The 19,102-nt window shown below is 67.4% G+C and carries 17 protein-coding genes and 2 pseudogenes; 11 read left to right on the forward strand and 8 right to left on the reverse strand.

Annotated features, from left to right (window positions below):
• Nucleotides 1-92 precede the first annotated feature (92 nt).
• On the reverse strand, nucleotides 93-1,115 hold the full coding sequence (gene ispH, locus M2437_RS20430) for a 4-hydroxy-3-methylbut-2-enyl diphosphate reductase (RefSeq protein WP_003600714.1): 1,023 nt from the start codon (nucleotides 1,113-1,115) through the stop codon (nucleotides 93-95).
• 352 nt (nucleotides 1,116-1,467) lie between these two features.
• Here ispH and M2437_RS20435 point away from each other — a divergent pair, with 352 nt between their 5' ends.
• From M2437_RS20435 to M2437_RS20445, 3 genes and pseudogenes are all read left to right on the forward strand, one after another.
• Nucleotides 1,468-3,366: a monovalent cation:proton antiporter-2 (CPA2) family protein gene (locus M2437_RS20435; protein ID WP_003600715.1), complete on the forward strand. Its 1,899-nt coding sequence runs from the start codon at nucleotides 1,468-1,470 to the stop codon at nucleotides 3,364-3,366.
• A pseudogene (locus M2437_RS20440) lies at nucleotides 3,359-4,841 on the forward strand (MATE family efflux transporter). Before M2437_RS20435 ends, M2437_RS20440 begins: the two are co-directional and overlap by 8 nt.
• Before the next feature lie 237 nt (nucleotides 4,842-5,078).
• The gene (locus tag M2437_RS20445; RefSeq protein ID WP_373691186.1) at nucleotides 5,079-5,849 is read left to right on the forward strand and encodes a DUF937 domain-containing protein; all 771 of its coding nucleotides are present in this window, start codon (nucleotides 5,079-5,081) and stop codon (nucleotides 5,847-5,849) included.
• Nucleotides 5,850-5,997: 148 nt separating this feature from the next.
• Here M2437_RS20445 and M2437_RS20450 read toward each other — a convergent pair whose 3' ends face one another.
• The 3 genes from M2437_RS20450 to M2437_RS20460 form a co-directional block, all read right to left on the reverse strand.
• Nucleotides 5,998-6,318 (reverse strand): Flp family type IVb pilin, encoded by a 321-nt coding sequence (locus M2437_RS20450; protein ID WP_309247839.1) that lies wholly within the window; start codon nucleotides 6,316-6,318, stop codon nucleotides 5,998-6,000.
• 170 nt (nucleotides 6,319-6,488) lie between these two features.
• Nucleotides 6,489-6,752, reverse strand: coding sequence for a DUF3072 domain-containing protein (locus M2437_RS20455; RefSeq protein ID WP_003600718.1), 264 nt, complete (start codon nucleotides 6,750-6,752; stop codon nucleotides 6,489-6,491).
• 101 nt (nucleotides 6,753-6,853) lie between these two features.
• A complete protein-coding gene (locus tag M2437_RS20460) occupies nucleotides 6,854-7,741 on the reverse strand; it encodes a branched-chain amino acid aminotransferase (protein WP_253388532.1) in 888 nt (295 codons plus the stop codon).
• A gap of 220 nt (nucleotides 7,742-7,961) precedes the next feature.
• Here M2437_RS20460 and M2437_RS20465 point away from each other — a divergent pair, with 220 nt between their 5' ends.
• The 7 genes from M2437_RS20465 (at nucleotide 7,962) to M2437_RS20495 (ending at nucleotide 13,507) form a co-directional block, all read left to right on the forward strand.
• The gene (locus tag M2437_RS20465) at nucleotides 7,962-8,525 is read left to right on the forward strand and encodes a MarR family winged helix-turn-helix transcriptional regulator (protein WP_373691156.1); all 564 of its coding nucleotides are present in this window, start codon (nucleotides 7,962-7,964) and stop codon (nucleotides 8,523-8,525) included.
• On the forward strand, nucleotides 8,525-9,253 hold the full coding sequence (locus M2437_RS20470) for a response regulator (protein ID WP_015822932.1): 729 nt from the start codon (nucleotides 8,525-8,527) through the stop codon (nucleotides 9,251-9,253). Before M2437_RS20465 ends, M2437_RS20470 begins: the two co-directional genes overlap by 1 nt.
• 7 nt (nucleotides 9,254-9,260) lie before the next feature.
• On the forward strand, nucleotides 9,261-10,667 hold the full coding sequence (locus M2437_RS20475) for an ATP-binding protein (RefSeq protein ID WP_012253983.1): 1,407 nt from the start codon (nucleotides 9,261-9,263) through the stop codon (nucleotides 10,665-10,667).
• Nucleotides 10,668-10,834: 167 nt separating this feature from the next.
• Nucleotides 10,835-11,026 (forward strand): hypothetical protein, encoded by a 192-nt coding sequence (locus tag M2437_RS20480; protein ID WP_003600725.1) that lies wholly within the window; start codon nucleotides 10,835-10,837, stop codon nucleotides 11,024-11,026.
• Between the two features lie 121 nt (nucleotides 11,027-11,147).
• The gene (locus M2437_RS20485) at nucleotides 11,148-12,329 is read left to right on the forward strand and encodes a pyridoxal phosphate-dependent aminotransferase (RefSeq protein ID WP_253388534.1); all 1,182 of its coding nucleotides are present in this window, start codon (nucleotides 11,148-11,150) and stop codon (nucleotides 12,327-12,329) included.
• 182 nt (nucleotides 12,330-12,511) lie between these two features.
• Nucleotides 12,512-12,925, forward strand: a complete 414-nt coding sequence (locus M2437_RS20490; RefSeq protein ID WP_003600727.1) for a DUF1236 domain-containing protein — start codon at nucleotides 12,512-12,514, stop codon at nucleotides 12,923-12,925.
• Nucleotides 12,926-13,216: 291 nt separating this feature from the next.
• Complete coding sequence (locus M2437_RS20495) at nucleotides 13,217-13,507, forward strand: hypothetical protein (RefSeq protein ID WP_012253981.1); 291 nt, start codon at nucleotides 13,217-13,219, stop codon at nucleotides 13,505-13,507.
• Between the two features lie 6 nt (nucleotides 13,508-13,513).
• Here the strand turns inward: M2437_RS20495 and mscL are convergent, their stop codons facing one another.
• On the reverse strand, nucleotides 13,514-13,939 hold the full coding sequence (gene mscL, locus M2437_RS20500; protein ID WP_003600729.1) for a large conductance mechanosensitive channel protein MscL: 426 nt from the start codon (nucleotides 13,937-13,939) through the stop codon (nucleotides 13,514-13,516).
• Nucleotides 13,940-14,379: 440 nt separating this feature from the next.
• Here mscL and M2437_RS20505 point away from each other — a divergent pair, with 440 nt between their 5' ends.
• Complete coding sequence (locus M2437_RS20505; RefSeq protein ID WP_003600731.1) at nucleotides 14,380-15,087, forward strand: sigma-70 family RNA polymerase sigma factor; 708 nt, start codon at nucleotides 14,380-14,382, stop codon at nucleotides 15,085-15,087.
• 63 nt (nucleotides 15,088-15,150) lie between these two features.
• On the opposite strand, the pseudogene gyrB reads toward M2437_RS20505, so the two are convergent.
• The 3 genes and pseudogenes from gyrB to M2437_RS20520 form a co-directional block, all read right to left on the reverse strand.
• A pseudogene (gyrB, locus tag M2437_RS20510) lies at nucleotides 15,151-17,600 on the reverse strand (DNA topoisomerase (ATP-hydrolyzing) subunit B).
• Between the two features lie 238 nt (nucleotides 17,601-17,838).
• Nucleotides 17,839-18,483 (reverse strand): MBL fold metallo-hydrolase, encoded by a 645-nt coding sequence (locus tag M2437_RS20515; RefSeq protein WP_012253978.1) that lies wholly within the window; start codon nucleotides 18,481-18,483, stop codon nucleotides 17,839-17,841.
• Nucleotides 18,484-18,648: 165 nt separating this feature from the next.
• A complete protein-coding gene (locus M2437_RS20520) occupies nucleotides 18,649-19,068 on the reverse strand; it encodes an acyl-CoA thioesterase (protein ID WP_253388535.1) in 420 nt (139 codons plus the stop codon).
• Nucleotides 19,069-19,102 lie beyond the last annotated feature (34 nt).

Genomic DNA, 19,102 nt, shown 5'->3' on the forward strand with positions numbered 1-19,102 from the left:
GCTGCCGGTTTCAGACAAGAGAAAGGGGCGCCATGGGCGCCCCTGGAGGTCGTTCGGCCGGCCTCCGCTCGGGGGCCGGCGTGTCGTCCGCCCTATTCGGCGGCTTCGCTGCGCAGCTCGCGCGGCAGCGGGAAGGACATGTCCTCGACGGTGACCGACACCTGATCCACCGTCACGTCGAAGCGCGCGGCGAAGGCGTCGATGATCTCTTCGACCAGAACCTCCGGCGCAGACGCGCCGGCGGTGAGGCCGAGGCGGCGGATATCCTTGAAGGCATCCCAATCGATCTCCTCGGCACGCAGGACGAGGCGGGTGATGGGACAGCCGGCCCGCTCGGCGACCTCGCGCAGGCGCTGCGAGTTCGAAGAGTTCGACGAACCCACCACGATCAGGGCATCGACCCGCGGCGCGACTTCCTTGACCGCTTCCTGGCGGTTGGTGGTGGCGTAGCAGATGTCGTCCTTGTGCGGGCCGTGGATGCCGGTGAACTTGGCCTTCAGCGCCTCGACGATATGCTTGGTGTCGTCGATCGACAGGGTCGTCTGCGTCACCCAGGCCAGCGCCTGGTCGGCCGGCGGGTTCAGCGCATCAATCTGGTCGATGTCCTCGACCAGGGTGATCGACCCCTTGGGCAACTGACCCATGGTGCCGACGACTTCCGGGTGGCCGGAATGGCCCACGAGCAGGACGTGGCGCCCGCGCTTGTGATGGATCTCGGCCTCGCGGTGGACCTTGGTCACCAGCGGGCAGGTCGCGTCGATGGTGGTGAGGCCGCGCGCATCGGCGTTCTGCGGCACGGTCTTGGCGACGCCATGGGCGGAGAAGATGACGGGGGCGCCGCTATCGGGCACCTCGTCCAGCTCCCGCACGAACACGGCGCCCTTCCGCTTCAGGGTCTCGACCACGTATTTGTTGTGGACGATCTCGTGGCGGACGTAGACCGGCGCTCCGTAGATCGCCAGCGCCCGCTCGACCACGTCGATGGCGCGCACCACGCCGGCGCAGAAGCCGCGGGGGGCGCACAGGAGGATCTCCAGTGGCGGCTTGTCGCCCGTCACGGCCGGATGCGGGACCCTGTTCGGGTCGGCGGTGAGGTTGATGGTGTCAGCGCTCATGATCCGACGGATGTGGAGAGGGGTGGCCGGGTCTGTCAACTGCGGCCAGCCCGAAAGCCGCGACAGGCCTGCGCCTGTCCGTCATCATTTGCTTAGCACACACGACGCGATCCGTGACCCCCACCCTCCGCCCAGGGGGCCTGCATCGACGCTCCTGTGGTAACGGTGCCGGCCCGGCCCCACCGGTACCGGTGGGGCCGGGCATGTGACGAACGACACGCGAATCGCCCTCGCGATGCGCACGGCTCTTGTTTTGACATCGTCTTTTTCCGAAAGCCGGTGGCCAGCTTTCGGGACGATGTCCTAAGGGAAGCCCTTCTCCCATCTGGAACCAGCGAGGCAACGGGCTTTCATGGCGAGCGCCACGGACCACGCCAGCTTCCTGCCGCCGGTGCTGACCTTCCTGTCGGCGGCGGTGATCGGCGTGCCGCTCGTGCGCCTGCTCGGCCAGAGCGCGGTGCTGGGCTACCTCGTCGCCGGCGTGGTGATCGGCCCGGCCGGCTTTTCCCTGATCGCGGAGCCCGAGACGGCAGCGAGCGTCGCCGAGATCGGCGTGGTGCTGCTGCTCTTCATCGTCGGGCTCGAACTCGAGATCTCGCGGCTCGTCTCGATGCGGCGCGACATCTTCGGGCTCGGCGCCGCGCAATTGGCCCTGTGTTCGCTCGTCATCGCGGGCGCGGCTCTCGCCTACGGCCTCACACCGGCCGCAGCGAGCGTCGTCGGCATCGCGATCGCGCTCTCGGCCACCGCGGTCGCGCTGCAATTGCTGGAGGAGCGCGGCGATCTCGGCTCGCCCTATGGCGGGCGCTCCTTCGCGGTGCTCTTGTTCCAGGACATCTCGGTGGTGGCGATCCTGGCGCTGCTGCCGCTGCTCGCCTCGGCCGGCGCCACGCCGAAGGACGGCTGGCTCGACGAGGGCCTGCGCTCCACCGGCCGCGCCGCGGTCGCGGTCGCGGGCGTGGTGCTCGTCGGGCGCTACGGCCTGAACCCGTTCTTCCGCCTGCTCGCGGCGGCGGGCGGACGCGAGGTGATGACGGCGGCCGCGCTTCTCGTGGTGCTCGGGACCGCGCTGGTGATGGAGAAGGCCGGCCTCTCCATGGCGATGGGCGCCTTCCTCGCGGGCGTGATGCTCGCCGAGTCGAACTTCCGCCATCAGCTCGAGGCCGATATCGAGCCGTTCCGCGGTATGCTGCTCGGTCTGTTCTTCATGAGCGTCGGCATGTCGATCGACGGCGGCCTGCTCACCAACCATTGGCTGGCGCTGCTCGCCGCGACCATGGCCGCGATCGCGGTGAAGATCGCCCTGGTCGCCGGGCTGTTCCGCCTGTTCGGCTCGCCCTGGCTCGACGCCCTGCGCGGCGCGGCGGTGCTGGCGCCGGCCGGCGAGTTCGCCTTCGTGATCCTGCCGGCGGCGGGTGACCTGCGCATCCTCGCCTCGGACGTGACCCGCTTCTGCGTCGCGCTCGCCGCCCTCACCATGCTGGTCGGGCCCATCGCCGCGAAGGGGCTCGACGCCCTCATCGCCCGCCGCCCGAAGGAGGCCGAGCCGCCCTCCGACGTCGGAGAGGCGCAGGAATCCGGCGATACCCGGGTGCTGGTGGTGGGCTTCGGCCGCTTCGGCCAGATCCTGGCGCAGGTGCTGCTGGCGGAGGGCATCAACATCACCGTCATCGACAAGGACGTCGAGCAGATCCGCAACGCGACGAGCTTCGGCTTCCGGATCTATTACGGCGACGGCACCCGGCTCGACGTGCTGCGCGCCTCCGGCCTCGCCAAGGCGGACCTGATCTGCGTCTGCATCGACGACGCGCCGGCCGCCTTGAAGATCGTCGACATCGTCCACGAGGAATTCCCGAATGTGCGCACCTACGTGCGGGCCTATGACCGTACGCACGCCATCGAGCTGATGAATCGCGACGTCGATTTCCAGCTTCGCGAGACCGTCGAATCCGCCCTCGGCTTCGGCCGCGCCACCCTTGAGAGCCTGGGATTGCCCGCCGAAGCCGCCGCGCGGCGCGTCGAGGACGTGCGAAAGCGCGACGTCGCCCGCCTCGTGCTCCAGCAGGCGGGGGCGATGCCGGACGGCTCCGGCTGGCTGCGCGGCACGCCGGAACTGCGGCCCGAGCCGCTCACCGCGCCGAAAAGCCCCTCACGGGCGCTGAGTGCCGAGACCCGCGGCCTGATCGAGCAGCAGCCGCACGAATCCGCCGCCCGCGCGCTCGAACCCGAGGATGCCGAGCCGAATGCCTGAGGCGGGCACAGGCGCCGTGCCGGACCGAGACGAGGGCGCAGCGCGCTTCGTCTCGGGCCTCGATCCTGCGACACGTCGTGGTGATGAGCGCGACCGGCTCCGTCGGCCTGATGGCGATCTTCGCTGTCGATCTGCTGTCGCTGTTCTACGTCTCGAAGCTCGGCGACCCGGCGCTCACCGCCGCGGTCGGCTTCGCCTCAATCGTCCAGTTCTTCGCCATCGCCTTCAATATCGGCCTGATGATCGCGGCCGGCGCCCTGGTCTCGCGGGCGATCGGAGCGAACGATCCGGCCGACGCGCGGCGGATCGCGACCTCGGTCACCGTCCATTGCGTGATCGCCTCGGCTCTGCTGGCCGCCTTCCTGCTCGCGGTGCTCGACCCGCTGCTCTCGGCCATCGGCGCGGAGGGGCACACCCTCGACGTCGCCCGGCGCTATCTCTGGATCAGCCTGCCGTCGAACCTGCTGCTTGGGCCGGGCATGCTGTTCACCGGCCTCCTGCGCGCGGTCGGCGCGGCGCGGGAGGCGATGTACGTCACCCTCGGCGGCGCCGTCATCACCGTCTTCGTCGATCCGCTGTTGATCTTCGGCCTCGGGCTCGGCGTGGACGGAGCCGCGCTCGCGGTCTGTGTGGCCCGCGTCACCTTCGTCGCCGTCGGCTGGGCGGGCGTCCGGCGCTACCGGTTGCTCGAACCGCCCCGCCTTACGGCCGTCATCGGCGATCTGCCGCTGGTGACGCGCATCGCCGGGCCGGCGGTGCTCACCAACCTCGCCCCCTCGATCGCCAGCGCCTTCGTGGCGCACGCCTTGTCCGGCTTCGGGCCTCCGGCGATCGCCGGGAACGTGGTGATCGAGCGCCTCGCCCCGGTCGCCTTCTGCGGGCTGTTCGCGATGTCGGGCTCGATCGGTCCGATCCTCGGCCAGAACTGGGGCGCCGGGCGCTTCGACCGGATGCGGGGCGTGCTCCGGGTCGGTGCGGCGGTGACCGCACTCTACGTCGTCGTCGTCTGGCTGCTCCTCGCCCTCGCGCGGGCGCTGCTGGCCGGCGCCTTCGAGCTTCAGGGCGTCGCGGCCGATCTGTTCGCCTTTTTCTGTCTGGTGAGCGGGCCGGTCTGGTTCTTCAACGGGCTGCTGTTTCTCGCCAACGCTGCGTTCAACAATCTCGGCTTCCCCTTCCTCTCGACCCTGCTGAATTGGGGCCGGGCGACGGTGGGCACCGTCCCGCCCGCTCTCGTGGGGGCGGCGTGGTACGGACCAGAGGGCGTGATCGCCGGCACCGGCCTCGGTTCGATCGCCTTCGGAGTGGCCGGCCTCGCCCTCGCCTTCCGCACCGTGGGCCGGCTCGAACGCGGCATGAGCCTCGCGACAGGCCCCGCACCCGAGCCACCCTCCGCCGACGCGGCGGTGCAGGCCGCTTCCGCCAGCGGAATGATCGCTGCAGTCGGAAAAGCGAACGTAGAAGCCGGCACGGGCTGATTGTCGGCTATTCCAAGGGAAATCGCCGCGGAATCGGGGTTATCGCTGGCCAGCCTCGCCCGGTTGCGACACACTCTCGACCGAGGCCGTTCCGGCGAGCCTTCGGACGTGAGTGTCGGCAGTCATCACCGGTGCGCGTCCGGAATGCGGATGGGCTCGCATCATGGACACGTTGTCATGGTGAGGCCCGGAGGCGTTCGGCACCCGGACCGTTGCTGCTCGCTGAGGCGCCCGGCCATGTACACGATGTTCGACATCCTGCAGAGCCAGGGCGACGCAAGCGTGCGGGCCTTCGGGCAGCAATTCGGTCTCTCGCCAGAGCAGACCCGCCGCGCCATGGAGGCGCTGCTGCCGGCGCTGTCGATGGGCATGCAACGCAACGCTGCGGCCGATCCGATGGGGTTCGGGCGCATGTTCGGGTTCGGCCAGCCGGGAAAAGCGCCGCCACAGGCCGGTGCGGATCTATTTTCAGGCCTGTTCGGCTCACCCATAATCGCTCAGGCGGTGATCCAGCAAGCGTCGGCGGCGAGCGGCGTCGGGAGCCAGGCCCTCAGGCAGATGCTGCCGATCATGGCCGGCATGATCGTGGCCGGCATCGTCCATCTGCTCCTTAACCCGCCCGCCGGGACACCGGCCGCCGAGCCCGCGCCCCCCACCTACCCGGTCGGCACGCTCTGGACGGACTGGCTCAACGGCCTCACCGCCGCGGCGGGACAGATGGCCTCCCCTCCCCCGCCTGCGGCGCGCAAGCCCGAGCCGCGCCCGGCCATGCGTAAGGCAGAGGCGGCGCCGGCACCGGATGCGACCAAGGCCTCGATGGAAGTGATCCAGCAGATGCTCCAGACCGGAGCCGAGGTTCAGGAGCAGAACGTCAAGGCAATGAAGGACGCGTTCGACGCGTTCTGGAGTCAGCCAAAGCCGGAAGATCCGAAGCCCAGAGCCGGAGCTGCTCCGACCGCCGGAAGGGACGCAGCTTCCGCAAGGCGCAAGCCGGTCGGGCCGAAATAGGGAACGTCGGACGGCTGGTTTTACCAGGCTGGCAACGCTCGGCTTCGTCCGGTCGCGGCGCCGGACGACAATTCATCTCGCTGTCTCGATCGAGGGATCAACGGGCCGGCGCCGCCGGATCAAGCCGGCCTGATCCACCCGCATCTGACTACTCGAACACAAACAGTTCGAAGATTTTGGGAAAGAAACTTCCAAGGGCGGTTCCGTACGCGCGGAAGGCGCCGATGACTGCGATCCCGATGAAGGTGCTGACCAATCCATACTCGATGGCAGTCGCCCCCGATTCATTACGCGCGAAGCGGACGAGAGACCGGTACAAAGGCCAGGCGGATTTCGGGACGGGCGCGGATGGAGGAAGTAGAGACACGGCGCATCGTCCCGGAGGTGTGGCAATGACCTGATTCTGCCAGCCTGAACTTGCAGCGAGCTTAAGGGAATTGAAGAAAACGGCGGCATTACCCGCCGACACGTCTCATTCGACGGCCACTGCGTTCGCGAACGGGGCGACGGGCGATGGATCGCCGAACCTGTGTCCCACTCCCATCGCCCGCTCGCCTCGGGGCCGCCTCACCCCGCGAAACGGTCGAGCATCATCCCGACAGTCGGCCAACGCCTTCCGGGATGATGCTCTTGGCCGATTCAGGCCTTGCCGGTGTCCTTGCGCAGGGCGTCGATGCGCTTGGAGGCCTCCGCCTTGTCGAGGTCGGCCTCGAAGGCCTCCGGTGCCTTGGCCTGCTCGGACAGGGTCTTGAGGTAGGAGGCCTGCGCGCCCGTCATCGGCTCGGCGCCGGTCGTCCACTCATCGGGATCCTTGATCCGGTTCGACTCGTCGGTCGGGTCGACTTTCGGATTCTCGGCCGCAGCCTGGTCCTTGGTGGTTTTGCTGGTCGTCTTGCCGGTCATCGGGGCACCCCTTCGTTCATGGATTGTTCCAAAAAACGCGGGGCTCTCCGCTAAGTTCCGGGCACGGTGAGTCGCGCCCGGAACCGGTGATCTTGCAATCCTCAGGCGGCGGCCGCCCGCGGCTGCACCTCGGCGAGGTAGTCGTCCATCAGCGTCTTGGTCAGCGCCGCCGGGGTGAAGCGGTAGGGACCGATCTCGGAGACCGGGGTCACCTCGGCAGCCGAGCCGGTGATGAAGCACTCGGAGAAGCCCGTCATCTCCTCGGGGCGGATGCGCCGCTCGATCACCTCGATCCCGCGGCGCTTGGCCAGCTCGATCACCGTCTGGCGGGTGATGCCGTTGAGAAAGCGGTCGGCCTGGGGCGTGTGGATCACGCCGTCGGCGATGAAGAAGACGTTGGCGCCGGTGCATTCGGCGACGTTGTCCTCCCAATCGAGCATCAGCGCGTCGGCATAGCCCTTGTTCTCGGCCCGATGCTTGGAGATCGTGCAGATCATGTAGAGACCCGCCGCCTTCGATGTGGAAGGCGCGGTGCGCGGATCGGGGCGGCGGTAATCGGCGATGTCGAGCCGGATGCCCTTCATCTTGGTCTCCGGATCGAAGTAGCTCGGCCATTCCCAGGCGGCGATGGCGAGATGGATGGTGTTCTTCTGCGCCGCGACGCCCATCATCTCCGAGCCGCGCCACGCCACGGGGCGCAGATAGGCGTCCTGCAGGCCGCTTGTCGCGAGCACCTGGGCTTTGGCCGCCTCGATCTGATCGACCGAGTACGGGATCTCGAAATCGAGGAGCTGGGCCGACTGGTGCAGTCGCTCGGAATGCTGGCGGCTCTTGAAGATCCGGCCGCCATAGGCCCGCTCGCCTTCGAACACCGACGAACCGTAGTGGAGGCCGTGGCTGAGCACATGGATCTTCGCCTCGCGCCACGGCACCATGGCGCCGTCGAACCAGATCGTGCCTTCGCGCTCATCGAAGGGAATCACGGACATCTCTCGAAGTTCCTCTGCGCGGCCTCGGCGAAGCGCGGGGTCGTCGGGTGGGGCAAATGCCGGCGCGCGGACGCAGAACGATGCAGCGAGCGGCTGGACCGGCAGGGTTGACGGGTAACAACGGGGCTGAGATATGTCAACAACACTGACTTATCTTCCCGGGCTATCCGGAGCCCCGCGATCCGCCGCCGACCGAGGTTTTCACGACGTGAATCGTGTGATGACGCCAGATGCCGACATGGCGGTACAGGCTCCCGGTGAGGCGTCCCTCCCGAGCTGTCCTGCCGCGGGCGGCGACAGCGACGACCTGATCGAGCTCTTGTTCTTCGCCTATCGCGATTTCGTCGGCGATCCCGACCGGATTTTGGCGCAATACGGCTTCGGCCGGGCGCATCACCGGGTGCTGCACTTCGTCGATCGCTATCCCGGCCTCACCATCGCCGAACTCCTCGATATCCTGCGCATCACCAAACAGAGCCTCAACCGGGTACTCAAGGATTTGATCGACCAGGGCTATGTCGAGCAGCAGACCGGCACGAGCGACCGGCGCCAGCGGCTCCTGTTCTGCACCCCGTCCGGCCGGGCGCTGACGGCCGACCTGACGCGGGTGCAGGTCCGGCGGATCGTGCGGGCGCTCGATGCGCCGTTCGAGGATGACGAGGCCGAGAGCGGGCGCGAGGCCCGCGCGGCCTCCGCCCAGGATTTCCTGCTCGCGATGATCGAGCCGGCCGAGCGCGCCGCGATCCGCCGGCTGATGGCACGCCGCACGACGGGGCGCGCCTGATGTCGGCCGAAAGCGCCCTCAAGGTGCGCCCCGAGCTTCCCGACCACGCGCCCCATATCCTGCTCGTCGATGACGACCGGCGGGTGCGCGAACTCCTGTCCCGCTTCCTCTCGGAGCAGGGTTTCCGGGTCACGGCGGCGGCAAACGCGGCCGAGGCGCGCCTGCGCGGCCAGTGCTTCGTGTTCGACGCCCTCGTGCTCGACGTGATGATGCCCGGCGAAAGCGGTTTCGACTATGCCCGCTCGGTGCGCGAGACCTCGCGCGTACCGATCCTGATGCTGACGGCGCGCTCCAACCCCAACGACCGGGTCACGGGTTTGGAGATCGGCGCCGACGACTATCTGCCCAAGCCCTTCGAGCCGCGCGAGCTGATCCTGCGGCTGAACAACATCATCCGCCGCCACGCCGCCGTACCGGAAGCCCGCTTCTCAGGAGAGGATGCGGTCAGTTTCGGCCCGTTCAGCTTTCGCATCGACCGGGGCGAGTTGCGCCGGGAGAACGAGCCGGTGAAGATCACCGAGCGCGAGCGCGAAATCCTGACCATGCTGGCCCAGACCCGCGGCGGCAATGTCGAGCGCGAGACGCTTGCGGGCAATGGCGGATTGGCGGCCGAGCGGACCATCGACGTGCAGATCAACCGTCTGCGCCGTAAGATCGAGCCGGACCCGGCCAATCCGAGCTTCCTGCACACCGTCCGCGGCGTCGGCTACCGCCTCGCCATCGATTGAGGCCTTCATGGCGGCCCCCGCCCGCCCCTCCGCGACCGCACCGTCTCGAACCGGCACCCTCGCCGGGGCGCTCGGTCGCGTTCGGAAGATCTGGCGGCGCCTCAGCCGCGCCATCGGCGACGCTTTGCCGAAGGGCCTCTACGCCCGCTCGCTGATCATCATCATCGCGCCGATGGTGCTGCTGCAATCGGTGATCGCCTACACCTTCATGGAGCGGCACTGGCAGCTCGTGACCCGCCGGCTCTCGGCGGCGGTGACCGCCGACGTCGCCGCGCTGATGGACATCTACGAATCCTACCCGCAGGACCGGAACGCGGAGACGCTCTCGCGCATCGCCGGGGAGCGGCTGAACCTCGACATCGACATCCTGAAGGGCGCCAAGCTGCCGAATCCGGGGCCGCGCCCGTTCTTCTCGATTCTCGACGAGGTCTTGTCGGAAGAAATCCGCCGCCAGATCCGGCGCCCGTTCTGGATCGATACGGTGGGGCGCTCCAACCTCATCGAGATCCGGGTGGCGATCCCCGAAGGCGTGATGCGGGTCACGGCCCGGCGCAACCAGGCCTACGCCTCGAACTCGCACATCTTCCTGCTCTGGATGACCGGCTCCTCGCTGGTGCTGCTCGGCGTGGCGATCCTGTTCCTGCGCAACCAGATCAAGCCGATCCTCCGGCTCTCGGCGGTGGCCGAGGGGTTCGGCAAGGGCCGCGAGATCGAGTTCAAGCCTCGCGGCGCCCGCGAGGTCCGGCAGGCGGGGCACGCCTTCATCGAGATGAAGCGGCGCATCGAGCGCGCGATGGAGCAGCGCACGGCGATGCTCAACGGGGTGAGCCACGACCTTCGCACCATCATCACCCGGTTCAAGCTCTCGCTCGCCCTGGTCGAGCAGACGCCGGAGGTGGAAGATCTCCAGCGCGACGTGGACGAGATGAGCCGGATGCTCGAGGGCTATCTCGCCTTCGCCCGGGGTGACTCCGCCGAGACCGCCGCCGAGACCGACATGCGGACCCTGCTGGAGGATCTGCGCAGCGACGTGGAGCGCCTCGGCGCCCATGTCGAGGCGGTCGAGATCGAGGGCAGCCCGCTCGTCACCGTGCGGCCGGATGCGATGCGCCGCTGCCTGTTCAACCTCGCCGCCAACGCCGCGCGCTACGCAGACACCGTTGCGATCTCGGGCAAACGCGAGCACCGCGCCTTCCTCATCGCGATCGACGACGACGGGCCCGGCATCCCGCCCGAGAGCCGCGAGGACGTGTTCAAGCCGTTCGTGCGCCTCGACGATGCGCGCCAGGATGCCGGCGGCTCCGGGCTCGGTCTCGCCATCGCCCGCGATATCGCTCGGGCGCATGGCGGCGATGTCGGCCTGCACGACAGCCCGCTCGGCGGCTTGCGGGCGACGGTGCGCATCCCCGCCTGATCGAAACGCTCACCGGGCCGAAACACCTGCCTGACCGAAACCCCGGCGGATCGATCGGAGATTCTGAAGCGGCGGGAGTTTCCTCCGGCGGAACGGCGATGCTAAGACCGCTTCGCATTATTCTTCGGGCCGCGCTGCGGTCCCTCAACGAACGCGAGTGACGTCGAATGAACCCGCTGGTGCCGCTTTCCATCGTGCTGCTCCTCCCGATCGCAGCCGTCTGCGCCGTTCTGTTCACGGATTCCGGGATCGAGCCGGCCCTGTTCTACGCCGCGGTCAAGACCTTCGCGATCCTGTTCGTCGTCGGCGGCGCGATCTCCTTCGCCGCCAGCCGCCTCGCTGCGCGCACCCACGGCTGAGCCTCTCCCACGAAACGCTCGCCGCTCTGCCGTGCCCCCTGAGGCCCGTTCAGTGAGCGGGTGTTTCATGAGGCACGGCCGAATCCCGGCACCGGCCGGCGTCTGACGGAAGGTCGAGGCCATGCTGCGTGTCGTGCCCTCCTTCGATCGGATCGGCGAGGAGAACGCCTTCGCCGTTCTCGCCCGCGCCAGCGCGCTCGCGGCGCAGGGCCGCGACATCGTCAATCTCGGCATCGGCCAACCGGACTTCGCGACGCCGGCCCATATCGTCGAGGCAGGCATCAAGGCCCTGCGCGACGGCCATCACGGCTACACACCGGCGATCGGCATTCCACCGCTCCGTGAGGCGGTGGCGCGGGACCTCCATCGCCGCCATGGGGTCGAGGTCTCGCCGGATGCGGTGATGATCGTGCCGGGCGGCAAGGTCACCATGTTTATGGCGATCCTGATGTTCGGCGAGCCCGGCGCCGAGATCCTTTATCCGGATCCCGGCTTCCCGATCTACCGCTCGATGATCGCGTTCACCGGGGCCACCCCGGTGCCGGTGCCGATCCGCGAGGCCAACGGCTTCGCCTTCTCGGCCGAGGAGACGCTCTCGCTGATCACCGAGCGCACACGCCTTCTGATCGTCAATTCGCCGGCCAACCCGACTGGCGGCGTCACGCCGAAGGCCGAGATCGACGCCCTGGTGCAGGGTCTCGCCGACCATCCGGGCATCGCCGTGCTGTCCGACGAGATCTACGGCTCCATGACCTATGACGGGGAGGCGCATGTCTCGCTCCTCGCCTATCCCGAGATCCGCGACCGGCTGATCGCGCTCGACGGCGCCTCGAAGACCTACGCGATGACGGGGTGGCGGCTCGGCTGGTCGGTCTGGCCGAAGCCGCTCTACGACGCCGCCCGCAAGCTCGCCGTGAACTCCTTCTCCTGCGTGAACGCCGCCACGCAATGGGCCGGGGTCGCCGCCCTCGATGGCCCGCAGGACTGCGTCACCGCAATGGTCGCCGCGTTCGATCAGCGTCGAAGCCTCGTCGTAGACGGGTTGAACGGCCTGCCGAACGTCTCCTGCATCACTCCCAAGGGCGCCTTCTACGCCTTTCCGAACATCGCGCACACGGGCTGGAAGGCGAAGGCCTTGGCCACCGCACTCCTTGACGAGGCGGGGGTCGCGGTGATCGGCGGCCCGGATTTCGGCGTATACGGCGAGGGCTACCTCCGGCTGTCCTACGCCAACTCCGCCGAGAACATCACCCGGGCGCTGGAGCGGATGAATCGGTTCCTCTCGGACCACGCGCCGGGCTGAGATCGAAAGATGTCATTCGCCTGTGTGACAGCTTTCGCGAGATCGGCCTCCGTTTCGGGCACCGGGCGATAATCTCGGCCTTTCTCGATTTTCCATGCATCCGAATTCGAGGCTGCGGCGTTATCCGGCCATGCTTCGCTGTGCCTGATCGCGGCGAACCTCACAACGACGGAGATGCTGTAATGAAGATCAAGACCCTTCTCGCTGCTTCGGCTATCGCGCTTGCTCTGCCCATGGCCGCCCAGGCTCAAGGCACGCTGCGTGGCGCGGAGCGCGGCGCTCAGGAAGGCGCCGATGCGGCTGGTCCGATCGGTGGCATCGTCGGCGGCGCGGTCGGTGCGGCGACCGGTACGATCGGTGGCATTCTCGGTGTCGAGGATCGTCCGCGCTTCCGCTCCTATGTTCGCGAGCGCAACGTCCGCTCCTACGACTACGACGGTCGCGTCGTCGTCGGCTCCACGCTGCCGTCCTCGGGCGTGACGTATTACGACGTCCCGAACGACTACAACGTGACCCGTGGAACCCGCTACACCGTGGTCAACGACCGTCCGGTGCTGGTGGATGGTCGCCACCGGATCATCGAAGTGCTCGACTAACCACGCAGCGCATGGGCCGCCCGCAAGGGCGGCACCATCCGGCCCCGGCAACCATTGCCGGGGCCTTTTTCATGTTCTGACCTGCTCCAAAAGGTTCGCGGGGAGGCGGTCCGGCGCGCTATCTCGTCTACTACACATCGCCTAAGCGCGACGGCTCATCTCCTGGAAGATCAGTGTTCGATCGGTTGCTGTGGTGCTGTCGAAGGCAGGCGAGAATGTCGGACGCAACGCTCCCGGTGTTCCGTTCGTTTATCCATTCGAGACGATGTTTGCGCCTGGACAGGACTGACGATGACCGGCTCCGACACATCCGCCGAAAACCTTCCTGAGAACCCGCCGCTGCCGGAATCGGTACGCGACCATCTCGGTCATGAGCTTCGGAGCGTCTATACCGAGCCGACCCCCGAGCCACGCTTCCTCGGCGACGAACCGAGCGTGCCGCAGGAATTCGAGCCGCAGCTTCGCCGGCTCGAGACGCGGCTGAAGACGCATGAGGAAGGCACCGAAGCCGTCGAACAGGCGCTCGACCGGATTCTCGATGCCTTCGGCGTCACGCCCGATGCGGGCGATCCGAAGAAGTAGGACGGTTCACACCCGTCGCGCCGCCAGCAGATCGCGGATTTCACCCAGCAGCTTCACATCGGCCGGCACCTCGGCCACTGGCTTCGGCTTGGCCTCCTCCCTGGATTTCAGGACGTTCATGGCGCGGATTACCATGAACAGCACGAAGGCGATGATGGTGAAGTTGACGGCGAGCGTCAGGAACTGACCGTAGCCGATCACCGCCCCGACCTTCTTCGCCTCGGCATAGGGCATGCCGTCCTGCACCTTGGATGACAGCGGGATGTAGTAGTTCGAAAAATCGAGCCCGCCGGTCACCGCGCCGATGATCGGCATGATGACATCCTGAACCAGCGAATTGACGATGGCGCCGAACGCCGCGCCGATGATCACGCCGACGGCGAGATCGACCACATTGCCGCGCAACGCGAACTTCTTGAACTCTTCCAACATACTCGGGCTCCTTGAACCGCCGGCTCCGCTGCAGGCCGTTGCGTGCAAAGCTATGCCGCAAGCGGTGGTCGCCAAGGGGAGCTGCCAAAGGGGAGCCGCCAAGAGGAGCTGCGCCGATCGCCGACTTACGGTGGGAGAGGGCGACCGGTTTTCCGCTTCCGTGCACTTGTGCGCATAGCGAGCCGGCCTGGCGCAATTCAAACGGCCAAGCTGGAAACAGATCGCCGAGTGCCGCAATCTTCGGCCGGCCTCATGCCCCGGTCCGGCAATCCTTCAGAAAAACTTCGAAACATATCTTAAGGGTTGTGCGGGCGATCTGCTCTGCCGGCTTAGGAGGATTGGGGCTTTTTCCATCGCCGTTTAGCATCAGTTCATTTTTCAATTGCTACCGAGGGGTGACTACTTCAAACGCCCTGCCCTATCCCGAGGTGCCCTTTCGGATGCCCGACGAACTGATTCGCAGTGAATTGCCGGATGATCCCGGCTCCGTACGGGTCGAAGCGGTAAAAGCCGTTCCGCGCCAGTTGGCGCTTGCCTTGCGGGACTACTTCGACCTGGCGGAGCAGGCTCCGTTGCCGAGCCCGCTCGCGGCACTGTTGCGACAGTTCGAGACGGCGCTCGCCGCCCATGGCGGAGCGGTCGAAACCATCTTCCGCGACGATCTGGTGAAGGCGCTGCCGATGCTGCGCACCTTCGCGATCTCGCTCACCGCCAACCCGACCCGTGCCGACGATCTCGTTCAGGAGACGATGGTGAAGGCTTGGGCCAACCGGGAGCGGTTCACGCCGGGCACGAACTTCACGGCGTGGCTGTTCACCATCCTGCGCAACCAGTTCTACACCGAGATCCGCAAGGGGCGCCGCGAAGTCGAGGATGCCGACGGCGTCCACGCCGGGACGCTGACCGCTCACCCCGATCAGGAACACGCAGCGGGCCTGCGGATGGTGATGAACTTGATCGGCACTCTGCCGCTGCCGCAACGGCAGGCGCTTCTGCTGGTCGGTGCCGAGGGCTTCACGTACGAGGAAGCGGCCGAGCAGCTCGGCTGCCAGGTCGGCACGGTCAAGAGCCGCGTCAGCCGCGCGCGGGCCTTCCTCGTCGATTCCTTCGAGGGTCTGCCGAACGGATTATCGGCGGCACGGGCCTGACCCGCGCCGCTCTGGGCACCCGCCTTGCCCCGAGAGGCCGTCACCGGCCCTCGGGGTGGCGCATCACACGTCGAGATTGGCGACGCTGAGCGCGTTCTCTTGAATGAACTCGCGGCGCGGCTCCACCACGTCGCCCATCAGCTTGACGAACAGATCGTCGGCGTCGGTCGTATCCTTGACCTTCACCTGCAGCAGGGAGCGCACGTCGCGATCGAGCGTCGTTTCCCAAAGCTGCTGGGCGGTCATCTCGCCGAGGCCCTTGTAGCGCTGAAGCTGGAGACCCTTCCGGCCGAACGCCATCACCGCCTCGAACAGGCCCACCGGGCCATAGAGTTCGGGTTTCGTCCCCCTTGCGGGCGAGCGTCACCGGCTCCTCGTAGATCTCGCGCAAAGTCTCCGCCCGCTCGGCAAGTCGGCGGGCTTCCTGCGAGGCGAGCAGGGTCGCATCGAGATTGGCGACCTGCGTCACGCTGCGAAGCGTCCGGCTGAAGACGTAGCCGCCCTCTGAGGCCGCCCCGGTCCACCCCTTCTCGATCTCGTCGGCGATCCGGTCGAGGCGCTTGGCCGTGCGGTCGGCCAGCACTTCCGCCTCGCCGAGATTCTCGGCCACATCCTTGGCGAAGGCGCCGGCCAGAACCGATTGCTCGACCACCGAGCGGTCGTAGCGGGTGTGGAGTCCGTGCAGGATGCCGCGGAAGGCGCGCGCTTCCTCGACCAGCGTCTTGAGCTGGGCACCCCCGAACTCGGTGCCCGAGGCCAGCCGGAGTACGGCACCCTCGACGCCCTGATCGATCAGGTAATCCTCCAAGGCCCGCTCGTCCTTGAGGTAGAGGACGCGCCGGCCACGCTCGGCTTTGTAGAGCGGTGGCTGGGCGATGTAGAGGTGCCCGCGCTCGATGAGCTCCGGCATCTGCCGGAAGAAGAACGTCAGCAGCAATGTCCGGATATGCGAGCCGTCCACGTCCGCATCGGTCATGATGATGATGCGGTGATAGCGCAGCTTGTCCGGGTTGAAGCCTTCGCGGTCGGTGCTCGACCGGCCGATGCCGGCGCCGAGCGCCGTGATCAGCGTGCCGATCTCGGCCGAGGACAGCATCCGGTCGGCGCGCACCCTCTCGACGTTGAGGATCTTTCCGCGCAGCGGAAGCACCGCCTGGAAGGTGCGGTCACGGCCCTGCTTGGCCGATCCGCCGGCGGAATCGCCCTCCACCAGCAGCAACTCGCACTTGCTCGGATCGCGCTCCTGGCAGTCGGCGAGCTTGCCGGGCAGCGAGGCGATGTCGAGCGCACCCTTGCGGGTGATGGTCTCGCGCGCCTTACGCGCCGCCTCGCGGGCAGCGGCCGCGAGCACGACCTTGCCCATCACCGATTTCGCCTGGGCCGGGTTCTCCTCGAGCCAGGTCGAGAGGCCCTCGTTGAGGATGTTCTCGACCGCCGGGCGGACCTCGGAGGAGACGAGCTTGTCCTTGGTCTGCGACGAGAATTTCGGATCCGGCACCTGAACGGAGATGACCGCGGTCAGCCCCTCGCGGCAATCGTCGCCGGTGAGCGAGACTTTCTCGCGCTTGGCGATACCCGAGGATTCGGCGTAGCCGGTGAGCTGGCGCGTCAGGGCGGCGCGGAAGCCCGCCATGTGGGTGCCGCCGTCGCGCTGCGGGATGTTGTTGGTGAACGGCAGGACGGTCTCGTTGAACGAGTCGTTCCACCACAACGCCACCTCGACGCGGATACCGTCGCGCTCGCCCAGCACGGTGACGGGCTTGGTCATGCCGTCGACCGGCTTCCGGGACCGATCGAGATAGCGCACGAAGGCCTCGACGCCGCCCTCGTAGCAAAGCTCCTCGCGCTTGTGCTCGGCATGGCGTGCATCGGTGACGACGATGCGCACGCCCGAATTGAGAAAGGCGAGTTCGCGCAGACGCTTCTCCAGCGTCGGGTAGTCGAACTCCGTCATCGTGAAGGTTTCGGTCGAGGGCAGGAAGGTCACCTCCGTGCCGCGCCGATCACCCGCAGGGCCGACCACCTCCAGCGGCGCCACCGCGTCACCGTGGCGGAACTCCATGCGGTGCTCCTTGCCACCGCGCCAGATCCGCAGCTTCAGGCTGGTGGAGAGCGCGTTGACGACGGAGACGCCGACGCCGTGCAGGCCGCCCGAGACCTTGTAGGAATTCTGGTCGAACTTTCCGCCGGCATGGAGCTGGGTCATGATGACCTCGGCCGCCGAGACCCCCTCCTCCCGGTGGATGTCGGTGGGGATGCCGCGCCCGTTGTCGGAGACCGTGACGGAGCCATCGGCGTTGAGCGTCACCGTCACGAGGTCCGCGTGGCCCGCGAGCGCCCTCGTCGATGGCGTTGTCCACCACCTCGTAGATCATGTGGTGAAGGCCGGAGCCGTCGTCGGTATCGCCGATATACATGCCGGGCCGCTTGCGCACGGCATCCAGGCCCTTAAGCACGCGGATGGATTCCGCGCCGTAGCTGTCGGCGTGTTCGGTGTTCGGGGAGTCAGCCATGAAATTCCTCGGGCAGGCGGCTCGGAAGCCTTGTTTCGAGCCCGGACGGGCCGGGCATGCCTGCTATTTCCGTCTCGTCTTCATATAGGCGTTCCCCCCTGATTTTGCATCGCTTTTTGCGTCGGTAAAGCGCTGCGACACTGCGCTTTGTGACGTGGTTCCGTTAATCCTCCGTTAGGCCTCGCGGGCCGGTCGATCGAGTCCGGCCTGAATGCCCCTCGGCTGCTCTCGTCGCCGATCACCCTTGCAGGAACGGGTTCGTCATCCGCTCCTGTCCGAGCGTTCCGGTCGGCCCGTGGCCCGGGATGAAGGCGACGTCGTCGCCGAGCGGCAGCACCTTCTCGCGGATCATCCGGATCAACTGCTCGTGGCTGCCGCCGGGCAGGTCGGTCCGGCCTACCGACCCCTGGAACACCACGTCGCCGACCAGGGCGAAGCGGGCATCGCGGCTCATGAAGACGACGCTGCCGGGCGAGTGGCCGGGGGCATGCCAGATGTCGAAGGTCAGGCCGCCGACGGTGACGGTCTCGCCCTCGTTGAGCCAGCGGTCCGGCGTGATCGCGCGGGCGCCGTCGATCCCGTAACTCGCGCCGGTCTCGGGCAGGGAATCGAGCAGGAACTTGTCGGCTTCATGCGGGCCCTCGACGGGAACGCCAAGGCGCTCCTTCAACTCCGCGGCACCGCCGGCATGGTCGATATGGCCGTGCGTGAGCAGGATCTTTTCGACCGTCACGCCCTGCGCGCGAATCGCCGCCTCGATCCGGTCCAGGTCTCCGCCGGGATCGACCACGGCGCCGACCTTGGTGGCATCGTCCCAGATCAAGGTGCAGTTCTGCTGGAACGGGGTGACCGGGATGATCGCGGCGCGGGGCGTGGCGGGCATACTGACTCGGCAGTTTGAGGATGAGGATACTGCGTACAGTTCTAGACCGTCGCGCCGGCAAGCGCCAATTGCGAGGCGCCTCATCTCCGATCCGGTTGATCCCTCGGAATTTCGGATCGAGCGTTGCTCAGTCGCTGTGCGGGCTGCCTGATCCGGCCGCTTCACTCAGGCGGACGTCGCGTCACCCTCGACCGGGATCGGGCGCGGACGGCCCACCTCGTCGATGGCGACGAAGGTGAAGGTCGCCTCGGTGACCTTCTCGCGGAACTGCGTCTGGAAGCGCCGCGCCCAGGCCTCCAAATGGATTTTCATCGAGGTGCGTCCGACCCGGCCGATCCGGGTGTAGACGCACAGCACGTCGCCGACCCGCACGGGCCGGATGAAGGTCATCGCATCGACGGCCACGGTCACGACCCGCCCCTGCGCCCGCTCGACCCCGGCGATGCCGCCGGCCTGATCCATCTGCGAGAGCACCCAACCGCCGAAGATGTCGCCGTTGGCGTTGGTGTCGGCCGGCATGGCGATCGTGCGCACCGTCAGGTCGCCGATGGGATGCTCGTCGCTCAAATCGATCGCATCCGTCATCGATCCCCCCGTTCGCGCCGATTCGATCGCGCGT

It is taken from the genome of Methylorubrum pseudosasae (assembly GCF_029504475.1).
Lineage (GTDB): Bacteria > Pseudomonadota > Alphaproteobacteria > Rhizobiales > Beijerinckiaceae > Methylobacterium > Methylobacterium extorquens.

Excerpts from the sequence above, each read along its gene's own strand:
- M2437_RS20490 (WP_003600727.1), top strand. The coding sequence starts at position 12,512 with ATGAAGATCAAGACCCTTCTCGCTGCTTCGGCTATCGCGCTTGCTCTG.
- M2437_RS20460 (WP_253388532.1), bottom strand. The coding sequence starts at position 7,741 with ATGTCCGTGATTCCCTTCGATGAGCGCGAAGGCACGATCTGGTTCGAC.
- M2437_RS20435 (WP_003600715.1), top strand. The coding sequence starts at position 1,468 with ATGGCGAGCGCCACGGACCACGCCAGCTTCCTGCCGCCGGTGCTGACC.
- M2437_RS20495 (WP_012253981.1), top strand. The coding sequence starts at position 13,217 with ATGACCGGCTCCGACACATCCGCCGAAAACCTTCCTGAGAACCCGCCG.
- M2437_RS20445 (WP_373691186.1), top strand. The coding sequence starts at position 5,079 with ATGTACACGATGTTCGACATCCTGCAGAGCCAGGGCGACGCAAGCGTG.
- ispH (WP_003600714.1), bottom strand. The coding sequence starts at position 1,115 with ATGAGCGCTGACACCATCAACCTCACCGCCGACCCGAACAGGGTCCCG.
- M2437_RS20485 (WP_253388534.1), top strand. The coding sequence starts at position 11,148 with ATGCTGCGTGTCGTGCCCTCCTTCGATCGGATCGGCGAGGAGAACGCC.
- M2437_RS20480 (WP_003600725.1), top strand. The coding sequence starts at position 10,835 with ATGAACCCGCTGGTGCCGCTTTCCATCGTGCTGCTCCTCCCGATCGCA.
- M2437_RS20520 (WP_253388535.1), bottom strand. The coding sequence starts at position 19,068 with ATGACGGATGCGATCGATTTGAGCGACGAGCATCCCATCGGCGACCTG.
- M2437_RS20475 (WP_012253983.1), top strand. The coding sequence starts at position 9,261 with ATGGCGGCCCCCGCCCGCCCCTCCGCGACCGCACCGTCTCGAACCGGC.
- M2437_RS20515 (WP_012253978.1), bottom strand. The coding sequence starts at position 18,483 with ATGCCCGCCACGCCCCGCGCCGCGATCATCCCGGTCACCCCGTTCCAG.
- M2437_RS20505 (WP_003600731.1), top strand. The coding sequence starts at position 14,380 with ATGCCCGACGAACTGATTCGCAGTGAATTGCCGGATGATCCCGGCTCC.
- M2437_RS20470 (WP_015822932.1), top strand. The coding sequence starts at position 8,525 with ATGTCGGCCGAAAGCGCCCTCAAGGTGCGCCCCGAGCTTCCCGACCAC.
- M2437_RS20465 (WP_373691156.1), top strand. The coding sequence starts at position 7,962 with ATGACGCCAGATGCCGACATGGCGGTACAGGCTCCCGGTGAGGCGTCC.
- M2437_RS20455 (WP_003600718.1), bottom strand. The coding sequence starts at position 6,752 with ATGACCGGCAAGACGACCAGCAAAACCACCAAGGACCAGGCTGCGGCC.
- mscL (WP_003600729.1), bottom strand. The coding sequence starts at position 13,939 with ATGTTGGAAGAGTTCAAGAAGTTCGCGTTGCGCGGCAATGTGGTCGAT.